This window comes from Streptomyces virginiae (assembly GCF_041432505.1).
Classification (GTDB): domain Bacteria; phylum Actinomycetota; class Actinomycetes; order Streptomycetales; family Streptomycetaceae; genus Streptomyces; species Streptomyces virginiae_A.
Window position 1 is genome coordinate 6,730,686 of record NZ_CP107871.1, and the last position, 21,798, is coordinate 6,752,483.

General features: G+C 71.5%; 17 protein-coding genes and 1 pseudogene. 11 read left to right on the top strand and 7 right to left on the bottom strand.

From position 1 onward, the window contains the following. The first annotated feature begins 80 nt into the window (after positions 1 to 80). Entirely contained in the window at positions 81 to 1,508 is a 1,428-nt protein-coding gene (locus tag OG624_RS31200) for a protein phosphatase 2C domain-containing protein (protein ID WP_033217975.1), read from the top strand. Positions 1,509 to 1,599: 91 nt separating this feature from the next. On the opposite strand, the gene OG624_RS31205 is transcribed toward OG624_RS31200, so the two are convergent. Continuing rightward, positions 1,600 to 1,815, bottom strand: a complete 216-nt coding sequence (locus OG624_RS31205; RefSeq protein ID WP_033217977.1) for a hypothetical protein — start codon at positions 1,813 to 1,815, stop codon at positions 1,600 to 1,602. A gap of 136 nt (positions 1,816 to 1,951) precedes the next feature. On the opposite strand from OG624_RS31205, the pseudogene OG624_RS31210 reads away from it, so the two are divergent. Both OG624_RS31210 and OG624_RS31215 read left to right on the top strand, forming a co-directional pair. Then, a pseudogene (locus tag OG624_RS31210) lies at positions 1,952 to 2,496 on the top strand (thiamine pyrophosphate-dependent enzyme); the annotation flags it as partial. A 129-nt stretch (positions 2,497 to 2,625) separates the two neighbouring features. After that, the gene (locus OG624_RS31215; RefSeq protein WP_033217979.1) at positions 2,626 to 3,072 is read left to right on the top strand and encodes an ATP-binding protein; all 447 of its coding nucleotides are present in this window, start codon (positions 2,626 to 2,628) and stop codon (positions 3,070 to 3,072) included. A gap of 43 nt (positions 3,073 to 3,115) precedes the next feature. Here OG624_RS31215 and OG624_RS31220 read toward each other — a convergent pair whose 3' ends face one another. Both OG624_RS31220 and OG624_RS31225 read right to left on the bottom strand, forming a co-directional pair. Continuing rightward, positions 3,116 to 4,174, bottom strand: a complete 1,059-nt coding sequence (locus OG624_RS31220; RefSeq protein ID WP_033217984.1) for a DUF2637 domain-containing protein — start codon at positions 4,172 to 4,174, stop codon at positions 3,116 to 3,118. Positions 4,175 to 4,382: 208 nt separating this feature from the next. Then, the gene (locus OG624_RS31225; RefSeq protein WP_371640072.1) at positions 4,383 to 5,243 is read right to left on the bottom strand and encodes a (2Fe-2S)-binding protein; all 861 of its coding nucleotides are present in this window, start codon (positions 5,241 to 5,243) and stop codon (positions 4,383 to 4,385) included. A 139-nt stretch (positions 5,244 to 5,382) separates the two neighbouring features. On the opposite strand from OG624_RS31225, the gene OG624_RS31230 reads away from it, so the two are divergent. Further along, entirely contained in the window at positions 5,383 to 6,048 is a 666-nt protein-coding gene (locus OG624_RS31230) for a GntR family transcriptional regulator (RefSeq protein WP_051763046.1), read from the top strand. Positions 6,049 to 6,091: 43 nt separating this feature from the next. Here the strand turns inward: OG624_RS31230 and OG624_RS31235 are convergent, their stop codons facing one another. Together OG624_RS31235 and OG624_RS31240 are read right to left on the bottom strand one after the other, a co-directional pair. Beyond that, the gene (locus OG624_RS31235; RefSeq protein WP_030715124.1) at positions 6,092 to 6,883 is read right to left on the bottom strand and encodes a hypothetical protein; all 792 of its coding nucleotides are present in this window, start codon (positions 6,881 to 6,883) and stop codon (positions 6,092 to 6,094) included. 165 nt (positions 6,884 to 7,048) lie between these two features. Continuing rightward, positions 7,049 to 8,728: a PucR family transcriptional regulator gene (locus tag OG624_RS31240; protein ID WP_033217991.1), complete on the bottom strand. Its 1,680-nt coding sequence runs from the start codon at positions 8,726 to 8,728 to the stop codon at positions 7,049 to 7,051. Positions 8,729 to 8,981: 253 nt separating this feature from the next. Between OG624_RS31240 and OG624_RS31245 the strand changes: the two genes are divergently transcribed. The 6 genes from OG624_RS31245 to OG624_RS31270 all read left to right on the top strand — a co-directional run bounded on the left by OG624_RS31245 (position 8,982) and on the right by OG624_RS31270 (position 17,313). After that, positions 8,982 to 9,878, top strand: a complete 897-nt coding sequence (locus tag OG624_RS31245; RefSeq protein ID WP_033217993.1) for an FAD binding domain-containing protein — start codon at positions 8,982 to 8,984, stop codon at positions 9,876 to 9,878. A gap of 2 nt (positions 9,879 to 9,880) precedes the next feature. After that, on the top strand, positions 9,881 to 10,486 hold the full coding sequence (locus tag OG624_RS31250; RefSeq protein ID WP_033217994.1) for a (2Fe-2S)-binding protein: 606 nt from the start codon (positions 9,881 to 9,883) through the stop codon (positions 10,484 to 10,486). 2 nt (positions 10,487 to 10,488) lie between these two features. Further along, positions 10,489 to 12,891, top strand: coding sequence for a xanthine dehydrogenase subunit D (pucD, locus tag OG624_RS31255; RefSeq protein WP_033217995.1), 2,403 nt, complete (start codon positions 10,489 to 10,491; stop codon positions 12,889 to 12,891). Between the two features lie 320 nt (positions 12,892 to 13,211). Beyond that, positions 13,212 to 14,675 (top strand): NCS2 family permease, encoded by a 1,464-nt coding sequence (locus OG624_RS31260; RefSeq protein ID WP_033217996.1) that lies wholly within the window; start codon positions 13,212 to 13,214, stop codon positions 14,673 to 14,675. Between the two features lie 102 nt (positions 14,676 to 14,777). Continuing rightward, on the top strand, positions 14,778 to 15,929 hold the full coding sequence (locus OG624_RS31265) for an XdhC family protein (protein ID WP_161295630.1): 1,152 nt from the start codon (positions 14,778 to 14,780) through the stop codon (positions 15,927 to 15,929). A gap of 130 nt (positions 15,930 to 16,059) precedes the next feature. Next, positions 16,060 to 17,313, top strand: a complete 1,254-nt coding sequence (locus OG624_RS31270; protein ID WP_033217999.1) for a YncE family protein — start codon at positions 16,060 to 16,062, stop codon at positions 17,311 to 17,313. Between the two features lie 70 nt (positions 17,314 to 17,383). Here the strand turns inward: OG624_RS31270 and OG624_RS31275 are convergent, their stop codons facing one another. Then, positions 17,384 to 17,851, bottom strand: a complete 468-nt coding sequence (locus OG624_RS31275) for an OsmC family protein (protein WP_033218000.1) — start codon at positions 17,849 to 17,851, stop codon at positions 17,384 to 17,386. 247 nt (positions 17,852 to 18,098) lie between these two features. Between OG624_RS31275 and OG624_RS31280 the strand changes: the two genes are divergently transcribed. Next, positions 18,099 to 19,331: a GNAT family N-acetyltransferase gene (locus OG624_RS31280; protein ID WP_033218002.1), complete on the top strand. Its 1,233-nt coding sequence runs from the start codon at positions 18,099 to 18,101 to the stop codon at positions 19,329 to 19,331. A gap of 58 nt (positions 19,332 to 19,389) precedes the next feature. On the opposite strand, the gene OG624_RS31285 is transcribed toward OG624_RS31280, so the two are convergent. Then, positions 19,390 to 21,606 (bottom strand): terpene synthase family protein, encoded by a 2,217-nt coding sequence (locus OG624_RS31285; protein ID WP_033218004.1) that lies wholly within the window; start codon positions 21,604 to 21,606, stop codon positions 19,390 to 19,392. Positions 21,607 to 21,798: the final 192 nt, after the last annotated feature.

Below are 21,798 nucleotides of genomic sequence, written 5' to 3' on the forward strand. Positions count from 1 at the left end.
GGTTCACCGGACCGCGGTCCGGTGGACCCTTTTCCCGCATTCGGCGTTTTCCGCCCCCATGGGAGGCCGAGAATGAAGCCATGAGTCAGCAGGGCGCGGACGACTGGTGGCAGAAGCTCTACGAGGGCCCGGACGCGGGAGCGGAACCCGACCCGGGGGACACCCTGGACAACCGGTTCCGTTCGGCGGCGGGGGTGACGACGGAGCCGGCACCGGCCACGGCACCGGCCGTGGCGTCGGGCACGGCCCCTGCCACGGGCCCGGCACCGGACCTCGCACCCGACCCGGGCCCGCCGGAACCGCCGCGCGCCCCGGAGCCGCTGCTGCCCGGCCCGCGGCAGGGGGAGCCGGTGCCCACCCCGACCATGCCCGGCCTCCCGCCGCCGCGCGATCCCCGGGCGGGCGGCGCCACCGGGTACGCGCTCGGGGGCGTGGACGTACCACCCGTACGCGGGCCCGAGCTGCCGGTGCGGCACCCGGAGGCGCCGAGCCCCGAGGCCTGGTTCGATCCGGCACCCCGGCAGGCGCCCGTCGCCGGGCCCGAGCGGGAGCCCGATCCCGAGGCCGGGCCCGAAGCCGAGCCCGGAGAACGGGCCGAGCAGGGGCCTGGGCCGGCGGCGGCCGGACCGGAGGCCGTCCGGCCCGCGGTCTCGCACCTCGGCGATCGCGCCCCCACGTACGCCCCCGAACCGGGAGCCCTCCCACCCGCCGACCCGGCCGCCCTCGACGCGCTGACCCCGGACACCGTCCTGGAGGGCGCCCGCTACGGCACCTACACCCTGCGCGCCACCTCCCTGCGCGGGGACTCCGCCCGCTACCGCGGCGAGGCCCGACGCGACTTCCTGCTCACCGCCCGCTTCGGAAGCGGCGACGACGCGCTGATCCTGGTCGCCCTCGCGGGCGGGGACCGGGCCGCCCCCGGCGCCGCCGAGGCCGCCGCCGACCTGTGCCGCACCGTCGCGTCCGCCGTCGGGCGCAGCCAGGACAGGCTGGCCGAGGACATCCGCGCCGGGCACCGCGACGCCCTGCGGTCGGGACTCCAGCGCCTCACCGACCGCGGCTACGGGCGACTGCGGTCCCGCGCCGCCGAGCTCGGGCTCGCGGAGTCGGCGTACACCGCCGGGCTGCGCGGGCTGCTGCTCCCGGTGGACCCGCAGTGCCGCACCCGGGTGTGCTTCGGCGCCGGCGCGGGCGGGCTGTTCCGGCTCCGCTCGGGCCGGTGGCAGGACCTGGAGCCCGCCGGGTCGGCCGAGGACAAGGAGGGCAGCGACGGCACCGAGGGCGGTTTCCGCTTCCGGGCCGCCGTGGCCCGACCGGGGGACACCCTGCTGCTGTGCTCCGGGGGCCTGGCGGAACCGATGCGGGAGGAGGCCGCCCTCCCGGCGGAGCTCGCCGCGCGCTGGGCCGACCAGGAGCCGCCGGGCCTCGCGGCCTTCCTCGCGGACACCCAGCTCCGCCTCAAGGGCTACGCCGACGACCGCACGGCCGCCGCCGTCTGGGAGGCGTGACCGGCGCACCCGTGGCCCCGGTGTCCCGCTGACGCAGCCTGCTCACGCCGGTGCGCCCCGCGGCGCGTGGCCGCGGGGCGCACCGTGAGATTCAGTCGACCAACTCCCCGTTGCGCGTTCCGCCCTCGCAGATGTTGTTCGCCCCGACCTTTCCGCCTCCGTCGATGCACTCACCAGGGGTGGGGTTCTCGGTGACGGCGACGGTGGGCGTGGTGGGGGCGGCGGACGCGGCGGCAGCGCCGGTGAGGCCGAGTCCGGCGAGGGCTGCCGTGGCGATGACGGCGGCGAAGATTCGTCGAATGCGCATGTGGTTTCCCTTTCACGGATTGCTCGGTTGGGGCACTCCTCAGCTTGATCTTCACCCATGTGGGTGGCGCGTTTGATTACTCCATTCGGGTGAAGCGGGTCGGGTCGCCGGTCCCGGTCGGACCGCCGGTCCCGCCGTCGCCGCCGGCATGTGCAATGTGGGGGCGGCGCGCTATCTTTCCCCGAACGGCAAGGGCGCATCATGGGCTCCTTCACCGACCGGAACCGTCAAGGGGTGTCGATGTCGGGCGACGGTGGTTTCTCGATGCCGGTGGGAGATTTCCTCCCCCTGGTGCAGTACGACCCGCCCGCCAAAGTGCTCCTCTTCGACAACTCATCGCTCGGAACGGCCGAGTCGGAGACGTCGGTTTCCGGCCTGCCCTCCTAGGGGGGGCGACGATCAGGAACCCGGACTTCGGGGCCCGCGCGCGGCCGGTGCGTACGGGGTCCGCGTGGCGGAGCCCCAGCAGCTCACAGGGGCTTCGAGGGGCCCTTCCGGTGTCGGGGACCCGCTCCGGTGGGCACGGTCACGGATCCGGGCGCCCTGTCGGTTCCTCCGAAGACCGGCGCCGGAACGGTGACCGGATCCGCACGGTCCGCCGGCAAGATCGTCTTGGGCCGAGGGGCGGGTCGCCCGATCCGGATGGCTCGTTCCGACCCCCGTCACGTGCCCCGCCCTTAAGCCCGCAGGAGTGCCGAACCGCCCGGAGGGCATGCATCCCGTAGACCTGTTCGAGAGCAAGGACACGGGAGGGACATCGCCGTGCGGGTGGGGGCGAAGACCGGGAAGCTGTGGGGGAGAGGGAGGCCGGTGCCGCGTGAGCCGTCCGCCGACGGGGACGGGGAACCGGTGGACACGCTACGGATCACCCGGAGCGTACGCCGGGCCGACCTGAAGGCGGTCGGTGAAGTCCGCCGGGCTCTACGGGAGTTGATGCGCCATCGATGCCGGACCGACGCCGCCGAGGTGGCCGAACTGTTGATCACCGAGCTCGTCACCAACGCGCTCGTCCATACCGACCGGGGCGCCGAGGTGCACGCGAGCCTCGCCGCCACCCGCTTACGCGTGGAGGTCCGGGACTACGCCGCACGCCGTCCCCGGCCGTACGTACCGACCGCCGACGACGGTACGCACGGCCGGGGACTCGTGCTGGTACAGGAGCTCGCCGACGACTGGGGCGTGGACGCGCTCGCCCTGGGCAGCGGCAAGGTGGTGTGGTTCGAGCTCGACGCGCGGCATGACGCAGGGCCCGCCTGAACAGGCGGGCCCCACGGGGTTTCCCCGAACTTCACGGACCGGGTCAGCCGAACTGCTGCTCCAGATCCTTCAGTTTGCGCTCCAGCGAATCCAGCCGGGGAATGGTCTGGGTGTCGTCCTCGGCGGTGAGGTCCACCGTCCGAGTGCCGGTCACGTCACTGGATTCGGTTCGGTTGACGGCTTGCAGGGAGGGCCGGCGTCGTAGGGGCAGTTGTCCTGTTTCCGGTATGGCCGGCTCCGCGCCGACCGGCGCGGAGCCCGCTCCCTGCGTCAGTTCCGGGAGCTCGACCTGGCGGCCGCGGGACCGCCCGAACGCGCGGTTCTGTCGGCCCAGCGCCTTGATGCGCGCCCGGTCCAGCCGGTTCTGATCGCGCCTGCGGTGCCGGTCCTGCTCCCGCTCCTTCTTGTCCTCGCGCACCTCGTCCACGGCCTCGTCGAGGGTGCGCACCCCTTCCAGCAGCATGAGCGACCAGGCGCCGAAGGTCTCCCGGGGGGCCCGCAGCCAGCGGACCATCCGGATCTGGGGCAACGGCCGCGGGATCAGGCCCTGTTCGCGCAGCGCCGCCCGGCGGGTCTGCTTGAGGGCGCGGTCGAAGAGGACGGCCGCCGAGAGCGACATCCCCGCGAAGAACTGCGGGGCCCCGTCGTGGCCCATGCCCCGCGGGGCGTGCACCCAGTTGAACCACGCGGCCGCGCCCGCGAACAGCCAGACGAGCATGCGCGAACCGAGGGCCGCGTCGCCATGGCTGGCTTCGCGCACGGCGAGCACCGAGCAGAACATGGCGGCGCCGTCGAGGCCGAAGGGGACCAGGTACTCCCAGCCTCCGGTGAGGTTGAGGTTCTGCCGGCCGAACCCGACCAGTCCGTGGAAGGAGAGCGCGGCGGCGACCGCCGCGCAGCAGAACAACAGGACGTACGAAGCGGTCCCGTAGACGGCTTCCTTGCGCCGCCGCCGTTCCTCGCTGCGCTCCCAGCTGTCGTCGGCCGCGGCCTTCTCGCTCTCGCGCTTGCCACGGGCCAGTACCGCAACTGCCGCAAGTACGCCCAGGATCAGCAGGCTGCCGGGCAGCAGCCAGTCCAGCGATATGTCGGTCAGTCTCATGCGGATGTCCCTTGCCTCGCGTATGCGGCTATGCGGCTGTACGGCTTTCCGGGCGCCATAGTGGCGTAGCCGGTGTGCCGTGCACGCGGGTTTCGGGGCAAGTCGACGCCATCGGGGGGAGGGGCCCGCCGGATAGGGTGTTGTCACTCGAACTGGAGCCCGTACGGGCCGAGTTGTGTTCGATTACGGTCAGTCGTACGGGGTGGGTTCAGGCGGCGGTCGCCGCGAGGCGGGCGACGCGGTCGGCGTCACAGGTCCGGGGACAGGTGACACAGGTGTCCTCGGGGCGGATGGTGTAGAAGAAGCAGCAGCCGGCCCGGTCCCGCGTGGGCAGCTCCTGGCCCTCGGGTCCGGTGAGCGTGCGGAAGCCCGCGCCCCCGGTGTACGGGGCCGTCGAGCCGGGCAGCAGCGCCTCCAGCTCGGTCATGGCGCGCTGCTCCTCGCCGAGCAGGTTGCCGATGTACCAGAGGCTCTCGACGACCTCGTCGGTCACCATGCCCCACAGGGCCCGGCGGCCACGCCGCATGCGCGGGCCGAAGCCTTCCAGCAGCGGTCCGAGGTGCTGGGCCACCGCAGCCCGCACCTCTTCGCGCAGCGCCTCCTCGTCGGGCACGACACGAGCCCCCGGGAGTGCGGCCGCCGGATCGTCCGGCAGGCAGGCGAATTCCTCGACGCGCACGCTGAGCCGGCCGAGGGTCCGGTGGAAGGCCACCTCGGTGACCGGGAAGCGTGGGACCCGCCGGTGCAGGAACCACGGGAGGGTGATCAACAGGCAGGCCGGCCAGGCGTACCGGTGCAGCCCGAAGCCCGCGATCACATCGGGTCGGGCCTGGGTCCCGTAGTCCCTCAGGACCTGGGCGTTGTCCCAGGCGAGGAAGGCGTCCAAGGTCGGCCCTCCGGCGGCGAGCTCGTCCGCGCCGACCCATCCCGCACCGCGAGGGAGGGGTTCGTCAGCGGTTCGCTCGATCACCCGCAGCCCGCTGTACGCCTCGGCCAGCCTGGCGAACGCATCCGTCACCGCAGAGCCGGGCGGGGTGGATGTGACAGCCGGAAAGGTCGTGACGGTCATGACGGGCCACCGAATCACAGAATCACACGATCGTTAACAGGTTAGCCTTACCTTACCTGATTCGGATCGATCCGCACCCCCTACCGGCGAGTCACGTCACCTATTCTCAAGGGCAGGTCGAGACCCGGAGGAGGACCGCGTGCACGAAACGGCCCACGCCCGGGTACCCGCACAAAGGCAGAAGGTGTTGCGCCATTCGGTGCGCGGTCAGGTGCTCGACGCGCTGCGCGCGGCCCTGATCGACGGAGAGCTGGTGCCCGGCGAGATCTACTCGGGCCCGGCCCTGGGGGAGCGGTTCGGGGTCTCCGCGACCCCGGTGCGCGAGGCGATGCAGCAGCTGGCCGTGGAGGGGGCGGTGGAGTGCCTCCCGAACCGGGGCTTCCGCGTGCTCTCGCGCACCCCGAGGGAGCGCTCCGAGCTGGCCGAGGTACGGGCCCTGCTCGAAGTCCCCGTCATGCTCCGGCTGGCCCGTACGGTGCCCGCGGCCGACTGGGAGGCCCTGCGTCCGGCCGCCGCGGCCACGGCGGAGGCGGCGGCCGCCGGTGACCTGCCGGGGTACGCGGAGGCGGACCGGGACTTCCACCGGGCGGTGCTGCGACTGGCCGGCAACGATCAGCTGGTGCAGGTGGCGGAGGAACTCCACCGCCGGGCCCAGTGGCCCCTGCCGGGCGCTCCGCGGGTTCGGCGGGCCGATCTCGTCGCCGACGCGGCGGAGCATTCGGCGCTGCTGGAGGCGCTGATCGCGCGGGACCTCCCGGTGGTGGAGTCCCTGGTCCGCGAACACTTCGCGGGCTCCCCGGCCTGACCGGGGCTCTGCCCCGGCGCGGAGCGCCGTGCGGTACGGGAAGCTACGCCGCAGGCGAGGTGGTCGGGTGGAGTTGGTCCGCCAGCCAGGTGGGGATGCCGCCCAGCAGGTGGAACAGGCGGCGGGCCTCGGCGCGCAGCCGCGTGGCCTCCGGTTCCGGTTCGGCCTCGGCCAGCGCCGCCAGCGCAGGCGCCGTGCCGATCAGGAAGCCCAGGTCCTCCCGGATGCGCAGGGACTCGGCGAAGCCCTTGCGGGCCTCGGCCACCTCCCCGTCCCGTAGGGCCAGCGCGGCCAGGTGCCGCCAGGTGAAGGAGAGCAGCAGGGTGTCTCCGTGCGCCTCCGCCCCCGCGTGGGCCCGGTGGTAGGCGGGCCGGGCCGACTGGGGCGCGTCCGCCAGGTGCTCGGCGACGAGCCCCCGCCGGAAGTCCAGCAGCGGGCGGGTCCGGGAGTTCGGGGACAGCAGGGCCGCGGCCCGGCCCAGCGCGGAGCGGGCCTCGTCGGCCCGGTCGCGTACGCCGAGCACGGTGGCGGCGTACGCCAGCTGGCCCCGTTCGCACGCGGCCGCGCCCCGGTCGTCGTCGTCCTGGGAGACCGCCTCGGCGATCCGCAGCGCGTCCTCGGCCTCGGCCCAGCCCTGCCCGGTGAACAGGCAGCGCTCCACCAGCAGCGCGGTCCGCTGCACGGCGGCCCCGGCACTGCCGGCCTTGCCGATGTGCGGCGTCAGCAGCGCCGCCGCATCCGTCCAACAGCCGCGCGAGCGCAGCCGCCATATCGCCCGCTGGAGGGGGTCGTCTCCTCCGGTTGTTCCGGCACCCGACATGGCGGTGTCCGCCACATTGCCCTCCCCAAAGCAAGCAAGCAGCACATCGTTGAGCCCTGGGGCGAAATGAGAGCACGGATTCACGGCATCGGCCAAGGGGTTGGGTGAACTCTTTCACAAAGTCCGGACGGATCATCAGCCGCCCCGTGGCCGAACCCCGCGGCCCCGGGGCGGATCTTCTCAGCTCATCCGCAGTGCCAGGAAGAAGTCGAGCTTGTCCTCCAGCCGGGAAAGGTCCCGCGACGTCAACTGCTCGATTCGCCCGACGCGGTAGCGCAACGTGTTGACGTGCAAGTGCAACCGCGTCGCACAGCGGGTCCAGGAACCGTCGCAGTCGAGGAACGCCTCCAGCGTCGGGATCAGCTCCGCGCGGTGGCGCCGGTCGTAGTCCCGCAGCGGGTCCAGCAGCCGGGCCGTGAAGGCGCGGCGGACGTCGTCCGGGACGAACGGCAGCAGCAGCACGTGCGAGGCCAGCTCGTGGTGGCCGGCCGCGCAGACCCGGCCCGGGCGCGCCGCGGCCACCCGGCGGGCGTGCCGGGCCTCCTCCAGCGCCCCGCGCAGCCCCTCGGCGGAGTGCACGGCCGCGCTGACGCCCAGCGTGAGCCGGCCGTCGTCGGCCAGACCGGCGGCGAGGGGGTCCCGTACGGTCGCGAGCAGCTCGTCGGCGTGCAGGGCGGAGTCCGGGCCCTTGTCCTCCCCGGCGTCCCCGGAGAGCGAGGGCAGCGGGACCAGGGCGATGGCCTCGTCACCCGCGTGGGCGACCGCGATCCGGTCCGAGGGCTCGGGCCCCGAGACGGACGGGTCGACGAGGATCTCCTCCAGCAGCGACTGGGCCACCGGGCCGCCGGGGATGTCCCCGCCCTCCCAGTCCACCCGGGCCACGACGACCTGCCAGTGCGGGGCGGCGCCCAGTCCGGGCAGCAGGACCGGGGCCGCGACCCGCAGACGGGCGGCGATCTCGGCGGGCGGGGCACCCGTCTGGACCAGTTCGAGCACCTCTTGTGCGAGACGGCGGCGCACGGTGCGGGCCGCGTCGCGCCGGTCCCGCTCCACGGCGATCAGCTGGGTGACGCCCTGCAGCAGGTCGAGGCGCTCGGCGGGCCAGTCGCCCGCGTCCGCCTCGACCGCCAGCAGCCAGTCCGAGAGCACCGTCTCGCGCACGTCACGGGCGCCCGGACCGGCGGCTCCGCGCCCGTGTCCCCTGATCGGGAAGAGGGAGTAGGTAATACCCTGGATGGAGATCCGATGCGGCCCCCTACGGCCCGTCCGGACCGCCGCAAGGTGCTCGCTCGCCAGTGCTGCGCACACGCCCGGCGCCAGCGGCTCACCGGCCCCGGCGATCTGTCGGCCGGTGGGGGACAGTACCCAGGCCCGGAGATCGAGGTCGGTGGTGAGCAGATCGAGCACCACGTCGGGGCCGCCGCCGGCCGGACCCGAGGTCATCAGTCGGCGGTGTCGGTCCACGACGGCCGCGAGGTCTCCGGCGCGCTCGCCCGAGACCTGCCGGACGACGTACTCCGTGATCGTGGCGAATGCAACGTCCTCGTTCACGGCGAACAGCGGCAGCCGATTGCGCACACAGGCCGAAACAAGATCATCCGGAATGGCCTGGAGTTCGGCCTCGCCCGCGGCGAGCCCGGCGACGCCCGCGCTCGCCAGGATTCGTACGAATGGCTCGGAGTCGGCTGAATTTCGTCTCCAGGCCAGGCCGGTCAGGACCAGTTCGCCCCCCGACAGATACCGGCTGGGATCGCGTAGGTCGGTCGTCATGACCCCGCGGACCGTCCGGTCGAGTTCACCCTCGCCGCCGAGCAGCCGCAGCCCCAGCGCCTCGGTTTCCAGCAGTGCGCGCAGCCGCATGATGTCGCCGCCGATCTGTCTCGAATGTTGCCGTTGGAAATCGGGCAGGTCGTCGCATCCTGCCTTTCATACGAATCTACAAGACGAGGGAGGCCGTCAGCCAACTCCTTCATGGTTTCAGTGACTGCACCCGGGGGCGAGCGGCTTGTGTACTGGGTCCACACCGCGTTAACAGCACGTGAACGACCAGTCGAGGACTCGCAGGCTTCCTGGCTTGAAGTAAACGACACGATGAAGAAGAAGAGAGCCGCTCATGGACTTCCTTCGCCCCGCAAGCTGGGAGGAGGCACTCGCCGCCAAGGCCGAGTTCCCCTCGGCCGTGCCGATCGCGGGTGGCACCGACGTGATGGTCGAGATCAACTTCGACCACCGTCGGCCCGAGTACCTCCTGGACCTGAACCGCATCGGTCTGCTGCGGGAATGGGAGGTCGGCGAGGACGTGGTCCGGCTGGGCGCCTCCGTGCCGTACACGCAGATCATGGAGAACCTCCGCACGGAGCTTCCGGGACTCGCGCTCGCCTCGCACACGGTCGCGTCCCCGCAGATCCGTAACCGTGGTGGTGTCGGCGGCAACCTCGGATGCGCCTCGCCGGCCGGCGACTCGCACCCCGCGCTGCTCGCGGCGGGCGCCGAGGTCGAGGTGGAATCCGTACGCGGCTCGCGGCTCATCCCGATCGACGAGTTCTACACGGGGGTGAAGCGCAACGCGCTCGCCGCCGACGAGCTCATCAAGACCGTTCACATCAAGACGGCGGACGGCCCCCAGCAGTACTCCAAGGTCGGCTCCCGCAACGCGATGGTCATCGCGGTCTGCGCGTTCGGTCTGGCCCTGCACCCCGAGACCCGCACGGTCCGCACCGGAATCGGTTCGGCCGCGCCGACCCCGATCCGGGCGAAGGTCGCCGAGGAGTTCCTGAACGCCGCACTCGAAGAGGGTGGCTTCTGGGAGTCCGGCAAGGTCATCACCCCGTCGATCGCCAAGCAGTTCGGTGACCTCGCCTCCGGCGCGGCCAACCCGATCGACGACGTCCGCGGCACGGCGAAGTACCGCCGTCACGCGGTCGGCATCATGGCTCGCCGCCAGCTCGTCTGGACCTGGGAGCAGTACCGCGGTACCGGCAACGGCCGCTCGCTCGAAGGGGCTGCGTAATCATGCGCGTCAATTTCACGGTCAACGGCCGTCAGCAGGAAGCCGACGACGTGTGGGAGGGCGAGTCCCTCCTCTACGTCCTGCGTGAGCGCCTGGGCCTGCCGGGCTCCAAGAACGCCTGTGAGCAGGGCGAGTGCGGTTCCTGCACCGTCCGTCTCGACGGCGTGCCGGTCTGTTCGTGTCTGGTGGCGGCCGGTCAGGTCGAGGGTCGCGACGTCGTGACCGTCGAGGGCCTGGCGGACTTCTCCAAGCAGCGCGACGAGCACGGCCACGGCGGTGCCTGCGGTACCGGCGGCGGCTGCGGCGGCAAGGGCGTGTCCCTGGACGCGGCCAAGCGGTGGCAGGCCCGGCCCGGCGACTCGCAGACCGGCGAGGGCGTGGAGCTCTCCACCGTCCAGCAGGCGTTCATCGACGCCGGCGCCGTCCAGTGCGGTTTCTGCACCCCGGGTCTGCTGATCCAGGCGGACGCGCTCCTGGAGGAGAACCCGTCCCCGTCCGACCAGGACATCCGTGAGGCCCTGTCCGGCAACCTCTGCCGCTGCACGGGTTACGAGAAGATCCTCGACGCGGTCCGCCTCGCGGCCGCCCGTCAGTCAGAGGCGGTCTGATCATGGGGCAGAACACCCGCACCGTGCCCGCCGGTACGCCGACGAACGTCACCCAGAAGCACACCAAGGGCGGCATCGGCGAATCGATTCTCCGCCCGGACGGCACCCTCAAGGTCACCGGTGAGTTCGCGTACTCCTCGGACATGTGGCACGAGGACATGCTCTGGGGCCAGACGCTGCGCAGCACCGTCGCCCACGCCGAGATCGTCTCCATCGACGTCTCCGAGGCGCTCGCCATGCCCGGCGTGTACGCGGTCCTGACGTACGACGACCTGCCGGCCGAGATGAAGAACTACGGCCTGGAGATCCAGGACACCCCGGTGCTCGCCGACGGCCGGGTGCGTCACCACGGTGAGCCGGTCGCCCTCGTGGCCGCCGACCACCCGGAGACCGCCCGCCGCGCGGCCGCCAAGATCAAGATCGACTACCGTGAGCTGCCGCTCGTCACGGACGAGGCCTCCGCCCTCGCCCCCGACGCGCCGCTGATCCACGAGAACCGCGACGACCACCACATCGGTCACGTCCCGCACCCGAACATCGTGCACCGCCAGCCGATCATCCGCGGCGACGTGGAGGAGGCGCGCAAGCGCGCCGACGTCATCGTCGAGGGCGAGTACACCTTCGGCATGCAGGACCAGGCCTTCCTCGGCCCGGAGTCCGGTCTGGCCGTGCCCTCCGAGGACGGTGGCGTCGAGCTCTACGTCGCCACCCAGTGGCTGCACTCGGACCTCAAGCAGATCGCCCCCGTCCTCGGTCTCCCCGAGGAGAAGGTCCGTATGACGCTCTCGGGCGTCGGCGGAGCCTTCGGCGGCCGCGAGGACATCTCGATGCAGATCCACGCCTGCCTCCTGGCCCTGGCCACGAACAAGCCGGTCAAGATCGTCTACAACCGGTTCGAGTCCTTCTTCGGTCACGTGCACCGTCACCCGGCGAAGCTCTACTACGAGCACGGCGCCACCAAGGACGGCAAGCTCACGCACATGAAGTGCAAGATCGTCCTGGACGGCGGCGCGTACGCGTCCGCCTCCCCGGCGGTCGTGGGCAACGCCTCCTCCCTCTCGGTGGGTCCCTACGTCCTGGAGGACGTGGACATCGAGGCGATCGCGCTCTACACGAACAACCCGCCTTGCGGCGCGATGCGCGGCTTCGGCGCCGTCCAGGCCTGCTTCGCCTACGAGGCCCAGATGGACAAGCTCGCGGCGAAGCTGGGCATGGACCCGGTGGAGTTCCGTCAGCTGAACGCGATGGAGCAGGGCACGATCATGCCCACCGGCCAGGTCGTGGACTCCCCGGCGCCGGTCGCCGAGCTGCTGCGCCGGGTCAAGGCCCGCCCGCTGCCGCCGGAGCGCCAGTGGGAGTCCGCCGGCGAGAGCGCGGACGTCCGCGCACTGCCCGGTGGCCTCTCCAACACCACCCACGGTGAGGGCGTCGTGCGCGGCGTCGGCTACGCGGTCGGCATCAAGAACGTCGGCTTCTCCGAGGGCTTCGACGACTACTCCACCGCCCGCGTGCGCCTGGAGGTCATCAACGGCGAGCCCGTCGCGATGGTCCACACGGCCATGGCGGAGGTCGGCCAGGGCGGTATCACCGTCCACACGCAGATCGCCCGTACCGAGCTGGGTGTCACGCAGGTGACCATCCACCCGGCCGACACGCAGGTCGGCTCCGCCGGTTCCACGTCCGCCTCCCGGCAGACGTACATGACCGGTGGCGCGGTGAAGAACACCTGCGAGGCCGTCCGCGAGGCCCTGCTGGAGATCGGCCGCCGCAAGAACGGCTCGTACCACCCGGCGTGGGCCACGGCCGAGCTGCTCCTCGAAGGCGGCAAGGTCGTCACCGACGGCGGCGAGGTCCTCGCGGACATCGCCGACATCCTGGAGGACGAGGCCATCGACCTCGAGCTCGAGTTCCGTCACGCGCCGACCGAGCCCTTCGACCTGGTCACCGGCCAGGGCAACGGCCACGTCCAGTACACCTTCGCCGCGCACCGCGCGGTCGTCGAGGTGGACACCGAGCTCGGCCTGGTCAAGGTCGTCGAGCTGGCGACCGCGCAGGACGTCGGCAAGGCGCTCAACATGCTTTCCGTGGTCGGTCAGATCCAGGGTGGTACCACCCAGGGTCTGGGCATCGCGATCATGGAAGAGATCATCGTGGATCCGAAGACCGCGAAGGTGCGCAACCCCTCCTTCACGGACTACCTGATCCCGACCATCCTGGACACCCCGACCATCCCGGTCGACGTCCTGGAGCTCGCCGACCCGAAGGCCCCCTACGGCCTGCGCGGTATGGGCGAGGCCCCGACCCTCTCGTCCACCCCGGCCGTCATCGCGGCGATCCGGCAGGCGACGGGTCTGGAGATCGACAAGACGCCGATCCGTCCGGAAGCCCTTACCGGGACCCTCTAGGACGGCGTGGTCCGGGGGCCGCGAGGCTCCCGGACCCCTCAGACTCTCCGGGCGGTGTGCATGGGAACGTCACACTTCACGCCACACCGCCCGGAGGACGTACGAAGTACCGCACCGCTCGCGGTCCCTTCACCTGGCAGTACCCCTGCAAGAACCCCCGTAGTACCAGCGGTCACCCCCGCACTACCCGCAGTAAACGCAGTGAACATTCGCGTCGCCTCGGGCCGTCACCCCGGGTCGTGCAGCCAAACGCAGCATCCCAAATCCCGCGTCTCCAGTCTCCAAGCGGGTGCCCCTTTGAACCTTGGGAGTTAGGCACCATGACCCAATCGTCAGTAGAGCCCAAGACCACCGCGGAGGACGCCGGCGACGGCTCCCAGCCGCCCGCCGGACGGTCCTGGCTCGACCGGTATTTCCACATAACGCACAGAGGCTCCAACGTCGGCAACGAGGTCCGTGGCGGTATCACGACCTTCATGGCGATGGCGTACATCCTCCTGCTCAACCCCCTGCTCCTGTCGGGCAAGGACGTCGCCGGCACGGTGATGGACGGATCGGCGATCATCACCGCCACCGCGTTCGCCGCCGCCGTCACGACGCTCCTCATGGGCTTCGTCGGCAAGGTGCCGCTCGCCCTCGCCGCCGGTCTCTCCGTGTCCGGCGTGCTGGCCTCGCAGGTGGCCCCCCAGATGACCTGGCCGCAGGCCATGGGCATGTGTGTGGTCTACGGTGTCGTGATCTGTCTCCTGGTCGTCACCGGCCTCCGAGAGATGATCATGAACGCGATCCCCCTCGCGCTCAAGCACGCCATCACCATGGGCATCGGCCTCTTCGTCGCCCTGATCGGCTTCGTCAAGGCCGGCTTCGTCGGCAAGGGCCCGGAGTTCGGTCCCCCCGTCCAGCTCGGCGCGGTCGGTGAGCTGTCCGGCTGGCCCGTGCTGCTCTTCTGCGTCACTCTGGTCGCCATCTTCATGCTCCAGGCCCGCAAGGTGCCCGGCGCGATCCTGATCGGCATCGTCGGCGGTACCGTCCTGGCCGCGATCCTCAACGCCATCGTGGACATCGACCCGAAGGCCTGGAAGAACGGCCCGCCGGAGCTGGACGGCTCCGCGGTCTCGATGCCGAACTTCTCGCTCTTCGGTGACGTCTCCTTCGGCGGCTGGGGCGACGTCGGCTACATGACCGTCGGCATGATCGTCTTCACGCTGGTGCTCGCCGGCTTCTTCGACGCCATGGCCACCATCATCGGTGTCGGTACCGAGGCCAAGCTGGCCGACGACAAGGGCCGCATGCCGGGCCTGTCCAAGGCGCTCTTCATCGACGGCGCCGGTGGCGCCATCGGTGGCGTCGCGGGCGGCTCCGGCCAGACCGTGTTCGTCGAGTCCGCGACCGGCGTCGGCGAGGGTGCCCGTACGGGCCTCGCCTCCGTGGTTACCGGCCTGTTCTTCGCCGCCTGCCTCTTCTTCACCCCGCTCACGCAGATCGTCCCGGGTGAGGTCGCCTCCGCGGCCCTGGTCGTCATCGGCGCGATGATGATGCAGAACGCCCGCCACGTGGACTGGGCCGACAGCGCGACCGCGATCCCGGTCTTCCTGACCGTCGTGATCATGCCGTTCACGTACTCGATCACGGCCGGTGTCGCCGCCGGTGTCATCTCCTACGTCGCCATCAAGATCGCTCAGGGCAAGGCCCGGGAGATCGGCGGCTTCATGTGGGCACTGACCGCGATCTTCGTGGTGTTCTTCGCCCTGAACCCGATCGAGCACTGGCTCGGGGTCGGCTGACCCGGAACCATCCGATCACCACGTGACCGCACCTCCACGTAGCCGATCCGCGCGACCGCCGCGCGTATCCGATACTGGAACCGAACCTCCGAGGAGGCCCCCATGCTGGACATCGCCGAAGAGCTGAACCGGTGGGTCGAGCAGGGGCGTGACTTCGCCGTCGCCACCGTGGTAGCGGTCGGCGGGAGCGCGCCCCGGCAGCCCGGGGCCGCTCTCGCCGTCGACAGCGAGGGCACGGCCATCGGGTCGGTCTCCGGTGGGTGCGTGGAAGGTGCGGTGTACGAGCTGTGCCGGCAGGCGCTGGAGGACGGCGAAACCGTCCACGAGCGCTTCGGGTACAGCGACGACGATGCTTTCGCCGTGGGCCTGACCTGCGGCGGAATCATCGACATCCTGGTCACCCCGGTCCGCGTGGGCTCTCCCGCACGGGAGGTCTTCGCGGCCGGCCTGGCCGCCGCCGCCCGCGGCGAGGCCGCGGCGGTGGCCCGCATCGCGCAGGGCCCGGCCGAGCTCATGGGCCGGGCCGTGTTCGTCCGTACCGAAGGCGCCCACCAGGGCGGCCTCGGCGGACACCCCGAGCTGGATCGGACCGTCGCCGAGGAGGCCCGCGCCATGCTCGACGCAGGACGGACCGGCGTGCTGGAGATCGGCGCCGACGGCAGGCTCTGCGGCGAGCCGCTGAAGGTCCTCGTCGAGTCCAGCGTCCCGCCCCCGCGGATGATCGTCTTCGGTGCCATCGACTTCGCCTCCGCCCTCGTACGGATCGGCAAGTTCCTCGGATACCGGGTGACCGTGTGCGACGCGCGGCCCGTCTTCGCGACGAAGACCCGCTTCCCCGAGGCGGACGAGATCGTCGTCGACTGGCCCCACCGCTACCTGGAGAGCACGGCCGTGGACGGTCGGACCGTCCTGTGCGTGCTCACCCACGACGCCAAGTTCGACGTCCCGCTCCTCGAACTGGCCCTGCGACTGCCCGTGGCCTACGTCGGCGCCATGGGCTCCCGCCGCACCCACGAGGACCGCAACGAGCGACTGCGCCAGGTCGGGGTGACCGAGCTCGAACTGGCCCGGCTGCGCTCCCCGATCGGCCTGGACCTCGGCGCCCGCTCCCCGGAGGAGACCGCGCTGTCCATCGCCGCCGAGATCGTCGCGAACCGCCGCGGCGGCACCGGCGCGGCCCTGACCGGCGCGCACATCCCGATCCACCCGGACCTCTCGCACACGATGCTCGACCGGATCGGCTCCGTCGCCTGAAGGCGTGACGGCCGAACGTGAGAAAAGGGCGCACCCCGTGGGGGTTGCGCCCTTTCGGCGTTCCCCCTATCTTACCCGCCGGTAATAGGGGGCACCCTCTCCATCCCTTCCCCGTACCGGAGTTGAGCGGATGTTGCGTACCGTGCGAACCCTCGGCCTGCTGGCCGCGGCCACCCTGCTCACCGCCTTCACACCGGCCCCGGCGGCACCCGCGGCCGCGGCCGCTCCGCGTGACGGCCTGCGCGAGGTGTTCTTCGTCGGGAACAACTGGGAGGGGACCGCCGACGTCCTCGCCTCCACCGGCGATCTCGCCAAGGTCGGCCGGATCGACGTGGTCCCCGACAAGGCGGAGCGGCTGCGCGAGATCTACCTCAACCCCGTGAAGCTCGCCTTCTTCCTGGGCATCCGGGAGAGCGCGGGCGAGGGGCACGACCAGTTCGTCGACGACATGTTCACCACCCCGGACGGCTCCGCCGTCGTCGTCTCCCGCCCCAGCTTCGCCGACGTCGTGTCCATCGACGTGGCCACCGGACGCGTCAACTGGCGCTTCCCCGTCTCCGGATTCCGCTCCGACCACATGGCGGTCTCGCCGGACGGGACCCGCGTCGCCGTCTCGGCCTCCACCTCCAACACCGTGCACGTCCTGGACATCACCACCGGGCGGCAGGTCGGCTCCTTCGGCACGGGGGACAAGCCGCACGAGAACACCTTCACCCGGGACGGCCGCTTCCTGTGGAACAGCTCCATCGGCGAGGTGAACACCGCCCTGGACGCGCCCTGGTTGGACTGGACGAAGGGCGACCGCAAGATCACCGTCGTCGACGCGCGTACCTTCCGCACCGTCCGGGTGATCGACATGCGGGAGCGGCTCGACGCCTTCGGCCGCCGCGACCTGTCCGACGCCGTCCGTCCGGTGTCCTTCAGCCCCGACGAGTCGAAGCTCTACTTCCAGGTGTCCTTCTTCAACGGCTTCCTGGAGTACGACGTCCCCTCCGACCGGATCACCCGCCTCAAGACCCTCCCGATGAACCCCGCCACCAGCACCGACCGCACCACCTGGGTCAACGACTCCCGCCACCACGGCATGTCCATGAGTCCCGACGGGGCGAAGCTCTGCATCGCGGGCACCATGGACGACTACGCGACCGTCGTGGACCGCGCCACCCTCGCCGAAGGGCCGCTCGTGCCCGCCGCCAAGCCGTACTGGGCCACGGTCTCCGGCGACGGCAGCGCCTGCGTGATCTCCGAGAGCGGCGCCGACCGGGTCACGGCCATCGACTTCGCCACCGGCACCAAGCGGGTCTCCGTACCCGTCGGCGACCATCCGCAGCGCGTCCGGCTCGGCCACGTCCCGACCGGCTGGACCGGCCCCGCGGCCCGGTAGGCCATGTCGACCGGGTGTCCTGCCCCACGGGCCGGGGCGAGGAGCGGCGGGACCGGGCCGGTCCGGACGCTCAGCCCACCGTCACGGTCGGCTCGTACCGGACGGGGAAGTTCACCGAATTGGCGATGAAGCAGGCCCGGTGGGCCTCCTCGTGCAGTGCGATCGCCGCGTCCACCATCGACGCGTCGCCGACGGTGATCCGGGGGCGCACCACGGCCTCCGTGAACTGCCCGCTGTCCCCGGCCGTGCCCATCGTCCCGGCCGCCTCGTCGACGTACGAGGTGACCACCACGCCGCCCAGTGTGCAGAAGTGCAGGTAGGAGAGCATGTGGCACTGGGACAGGGCGGCGAGCAGCAGTTGCTCGGGGTTCCAGCGGGAGGCGTCTCCGTGGAAGGTCGGGTCGGAGCTGCCGAGGATCACCGGCAGTTCCCCGGCGGCCACCTCGTGGGCCCGTGAGTAGGCACGGTAGTGACTGGTGCCGGTGCCGAGGTTTCCGGTCCAGGTCACGCGGGTGGTGTAGCAGTGCAGTCGGGCCATGGCGGCTGCTCCCTCTCCAGGGCAGGGGGCGGGGCGGGGCGGACGCGGGTGGGCGGACGCCCGGGACACGGCGGCGGCGTGGCCGGACCGTGCCGCGCGTCGACCTGGATCGTACGGCCCGCCACTCCTGCCGGGCCGCCCCGCACCGCAGCCCGTCGTACCACTCGCCCGCCGGAGCGACCGGAAACCCATGACCGGCGGCCCTTATGGGATGACCGGTCCGCGATGACCGATTAGTCTCGCGATCATGGTGGACATCCGCGAGGTACCCGAGTCCGACATCGACCGTGCTCTGGAGCTCGCCTACCTGGTCTTCCACGACCGGCCCGAGAAGGAGGTCCGGGAGAAACACCACGCCCTGCTGGCGAGTTGCGACCGGATCGGCGCCTACGACGGCACGGTCCTGGCCGGTTTCATGGCCGCGCACGACTTCCGGCTCTCGGTGCCCGGGGCGGACCTGCCCTGCCCCGGGCTCACCTTCGTCGGCGTCGCCCCCACCCACCGCCGACGCGGCCTGCTCACCGGGCTGATGACCGAGATGCTGCGGCGGACCGCCGACGCGGGCAGCCCGCTCGCCGCCCTCTGGGCCTCCGAGGCCGCGATCTACGGGCGCTTCGGCTACGGAAGCGCCACCACCGGCGTCACCGTCGAGATCGACTCCACCCGCCCGTTGGCCCTGCGCATCGACCCGGACCGGCGCCCGCTGCGCATGGTCGACCCGGAGGAGGCCGTCGCCGTCGTCGGACCCTTCCACGAGGCCGCCCGCGCCCTCCGGGCCGGCCGCCCCACCCGCAGTGCGGAGCGCTGGTCCCAGGAGTGGCTGGCCGAACAGGACGAGGAGGACGAGGAACTGAGCCCGCCGCGGATCATCGTCCTCGGCGAGGCGGACCGGCCCATCGCCGGCTACGTGCTCTACCGCACGAAGCCGGAGGACGGCGCCGGCGCCGCCCGGGTGCCCGGCCTGGTCCGGGTCGACGAGCTGGAGGCCGACACCCCGGCGGTCGCCGCCGCGCTCTGGGAGTGCCTGGCCTCCCTCGACCTCACCGGGACGGTCCGCGCGTGGGGCCGTCCCGTGGACGACCCGCTGCTGCACTTCGCCGCGGACCGGGACCAGGTGCGGGTCACCTCGCAGTTCCCCGCGCTCTGGCTGCGCCTGATCGACGTACGGGCGGCGCTGACGGAGCGCTCCTGGGCGGCGCCGGTGGAGGTGGTGCTGGAGGTGCACGACGCGCGCATGCCCGCCAACGCCGGGCGGTTCCGGCTGGCGGCCGGGCCGGACGGAGCCACGTACGAGCACGCCGACTCCGCCGCCGACCTGGCCCTGGACGTACGCGAACTGGCCGCCTGCTACCTCGGCGGGACCCGCGTCCAGGAACTCGTCGCCGCCGGGCTGGTACGGGAGCACACCCCCGGCTCGGCGGCGGCGCTGGACGCGGCCTTGCGGACGGCCGTACTGCCGCACACGGCGGACGAGTTCTGACGCAGGGCCACATCGGGGCATCGGGGGCGGTCGGACGGGCCGCCCCCGAACGCCGGGATCAGGCGGGCAGCGAGATCCGGGCGGCGGACATCCCGAAGCCGGCGCCCAGGACGGCGGTGGCCAACCGATCGGGCCGCGCGTGCAGGTCCTCCGGCCGGTAACGGCGGATCTTCTGGTGCCAGTTGAGGATGCCGGCGTGCCAGTCCTTCAGCTCGCCCACGTACGCGTCCAGGGCCTGCCGGGCCGGCCGGTCGAGTTTCCAGTCGTCGTAGAGCAGCGGCAGCTGCGTCGCCACGATGTGCTCGAACTCCTCGGTGCGCCGCGTCATCAGCTCATGACAGATGCGCAGGGCCTGCGGGTAGTCGATGCCGAAGAAGGTGCGGGCGACCAGGATGTAATTGTGGACCTCGCCCTCGACCTCCACCTCCTTCTGGTAGGAGTAGATGTCGTTGATCATGCAGGCGGCGTCCGCGACCGCGTTCTCCAGGGACCGGATCGTCCCGGAGGCGTAGATCTCCTCGGGGATGCCCCGGCCCCGGTGCCCGAGCCGACACAGGTACATCGTGAGGTGGCTGCCGAAGGTGTGGCGGCGCATCTCCGCGTAGTCCACCGGGTCCGGGACCCGGTTCCGGATCTGGTTGTCCACCTCCCACAGCCAGCTCTCCATCATGCTCACCAAGGTCGCCCGGAACTCGGCACGGTGCTCGGCGGCCATCGCGGCGGTCGTGCGCACCCACAGATCGCCGAGCGCGCGCTCCATCGCGGTCACCGGTTCCGGCTGTTCGGCGTGGTCCACCGGGATCATGGCGATCAGGCGGGCCGTCGTCGCCTTGGCCGCCGGAAGGTTCCTGCCCTGGGCGAAGACCACCGGGTAGTAGTCGTCCCCGTACGTGCCCCAGGTCAGCCAGCAGGCGTTGAGGGCCAACTCCTGCGGCGTCGCGTCGGGGTCGATGCCCGCCGAACAGAGCGCGAAGTCGAAGCCCCGCAGCCGCTCCTCGGTCCAGATCGCCGAACCGGGGTCGCCGGGCTGCGGGTCCAGCAGACCCATCCGCCGGGACCAGGCCACGGACTCCTCGCGCGCGTGCGCCAGGTGCGGGCTGATCCCCAGCCGGTGCGGCATGTAGATGTCCGGGACGACCGAGGGGCCGGTGCGCTCGAAGGGGACGTGAGTGAAGGAGCGGTGGCGCAGTTCCATCGAACGCCGGGTGAACACGGACCGCAGGTCGAGCGCGGTGGTGCCGAGCCCGGACGGTTGGAAGGGCAGGGCCGCCGCGGCGGTGGGCCTGGCCTCCTTGTTCATGTAGCGGCTGGAGACCATGTGCCACTCGTGGCCACCGGACTGCCAGTCCTGCAAACCCTTGGCGTAGGCGAGGACGGCCGCGATCTCCGTCGGGTCCAGCGCGTGATCGACGAAGAGCTGCGGGAGTTCGCCGATCGCGGTCTGCTCGAACTGGTGGAGGCGGGAGGTGAGCAGGTCGTTGGAGGCCTCGGCGGCCTCCTGGGTGGTGCAGCCCAGGAAGGTCTCCAACACCAGCACGGCATTGGAGAGTTCGCCCTCGTCGGCCACCTCCCGCTGGTAGGAGAAGAGGTCGTTCCTGATGTGCACGGCGTCGGCGAAGGCGTCGCGCAGCACACCGAGCGGGCGCGAGTGCGCGACACGAGCGGGCACCTCGGCGCACACGTACTCGATCAGGCCGGCAGACCAGGGGGCGCCGCCCACCTTGCGGCGCATCTCGATGTATTCGAGCGGGTTCGCCACGCGCCCGATGTTGATGTTGGCGAGCTCCCACATGGACTCGTCGAGGAGGTTCTTCGTGGACAAGGAGAACCGTTCCCGCCAGTCCGCGGACATCGCGGGGACCGTCCGCGCCCAGAGGTCCGCGAGCCCGGCCTCCACCGGGTTGGTCGGCTCGGGGAACCCGTCGGACAGGTCCATGGGCATGAAGGCGGCGAGCCGGTCGAGGTACCGCTTGGCGCCGTCACGGTCCTGCGAGCGCTTGTACATCTCCAGGAAGTGGTCGTCGAAGAAGAACACCCACACGTACCAGTCGGTGACCAGAGCCAGCGCGTCGCGGTCGCAGTCGGGGTGGGTGTACGCGCAGAGCAGCGCGTAGTCGTGCGAGTCGAGGTCGCTCTCCTCCCAGACGCCTGAACCCTCCAGCATCCCGAAGCCGCGCGCCCACCGCTTGGTGTGGGCCCGCGCGTGCTCCAGGTGGGGGTTCAGTCGTGCCGGATAGGGCACATAGAAATCCGGCAGTTGAAACGGCTGCGTCACGGCGGGGTCGGCCTTTCGTCCATGGGTGCGGGGGCCCGGTCGACCCGGACCCCCGCACGAGATCAGCAGTGCCCTACCCCTGGTGACCGCGGGATAAGGGGCGGTTCACCGCTTCAGGTGAGGATCCGGGCTTCCGCCGGCGCGGGCCCCTCGCACCGGATAACGGTGGGGACGTCGAAGGTCTCCCGCTCG

What these genes read in the sequence shown, in the direction of transcription:
- OG624_RS31200 (WP_033217975.1), top strand. Translation starts at nt 81, where the DNA reads ATGAGTCAGCAGGGCGCGGACGACTGGTGGCAGAAGCTCTACGAGGGC.
- OG624_RS31205 (WP_033217977.1), bottom strand. Translation starts at nt 1,815, where the DNA reads ATGCGCATTCGACGAATCTTCGCCGCCGTCATCGCCACGGCAGCCCTC.
- OG624_RS31220 (WP_033217984.1), bottom strand. Translation starts at nt 4,174, where the DNA reads ATGAGACTGACCGACATATCGCTGGACTGGCTGCTGCCCGGCAGCCTG.
- OG624_RS31225 (WP_371640072.1), bottom strand. Translation starts at nt 5,243, where the DNA reads ATGACCGTCACGACCTTTCCGGCTGTCACATCCACCCCGCCCGGCTCT.
- OG624_RS31240 (WP_033217991.1), bottom strand. Translation starts at nt 8,728, where the DNA reads ATGCGGCTGCGCGCACTGCTGGAAACCGAGGCGCTGGGGCTGCGGCTG.
- OG624_RS31245 (WP_033217993.1), top strand. Translation starts at nt 8,982, where the DNA reads ATGGACTTCCTTCGCCCCGCAAGCTGGGAGGAGGCACTCGCCGCCAAG.
- OG624_RS31250 (WP_033217994.1), top strand. Translation starts at nt 9,881, where the DNA reads ATGCGCGTCAATTTCACGGTCAACGGCCGTCAGCAGGAAGCCGACGAC.
- pucD (WP_033217995.1), top strand. Translation starts at nt 10,489, where the DNA reads ATGGGGCAGAACACCCGCACCGTGCCCGCCGGTACGCCGACGAACGTC.
- OG624_RS31260 (WP_033217996.1), top strand. Translation starts at nt 13,212, where the DNA reads ATGACCCAATCGTCAGTAGAGCCCAAGACCACCGCGGAGGACGCCGGC.
- OG624_RS31265 (WP_161295630.1), top strand. Translation starts at nt 14,778, where the DNA reads ATGCTGGACATCGCCGAAGAGCTGAACCGGTGGGTCGAGCAGGGGCGT.
- OG624_RS31270 (WP_033217999.1), top strand. Translation starts at nt 16,060, where the DNA reads ATGTTGCGTACCGTGCGAACCCTCGGCCTGCTGGCCGCGGCCACCCTG.
- OG624_RS31275 (WP_033218000.1), bottom strand. Translation starts at nt 17,851, where the DNA reads ATGGCCCGACTGCACTGCTACACCACCCGCGTGACCTGGACCGGAAAC.
- OG624_RS31280 (WP_033218002.1), top strand. Translation starts at nt 18,099, where the DNA reads ATGGTGGACATCCGCGAGGTACCCGAGTCCGACATCGACCGTGCTCTG.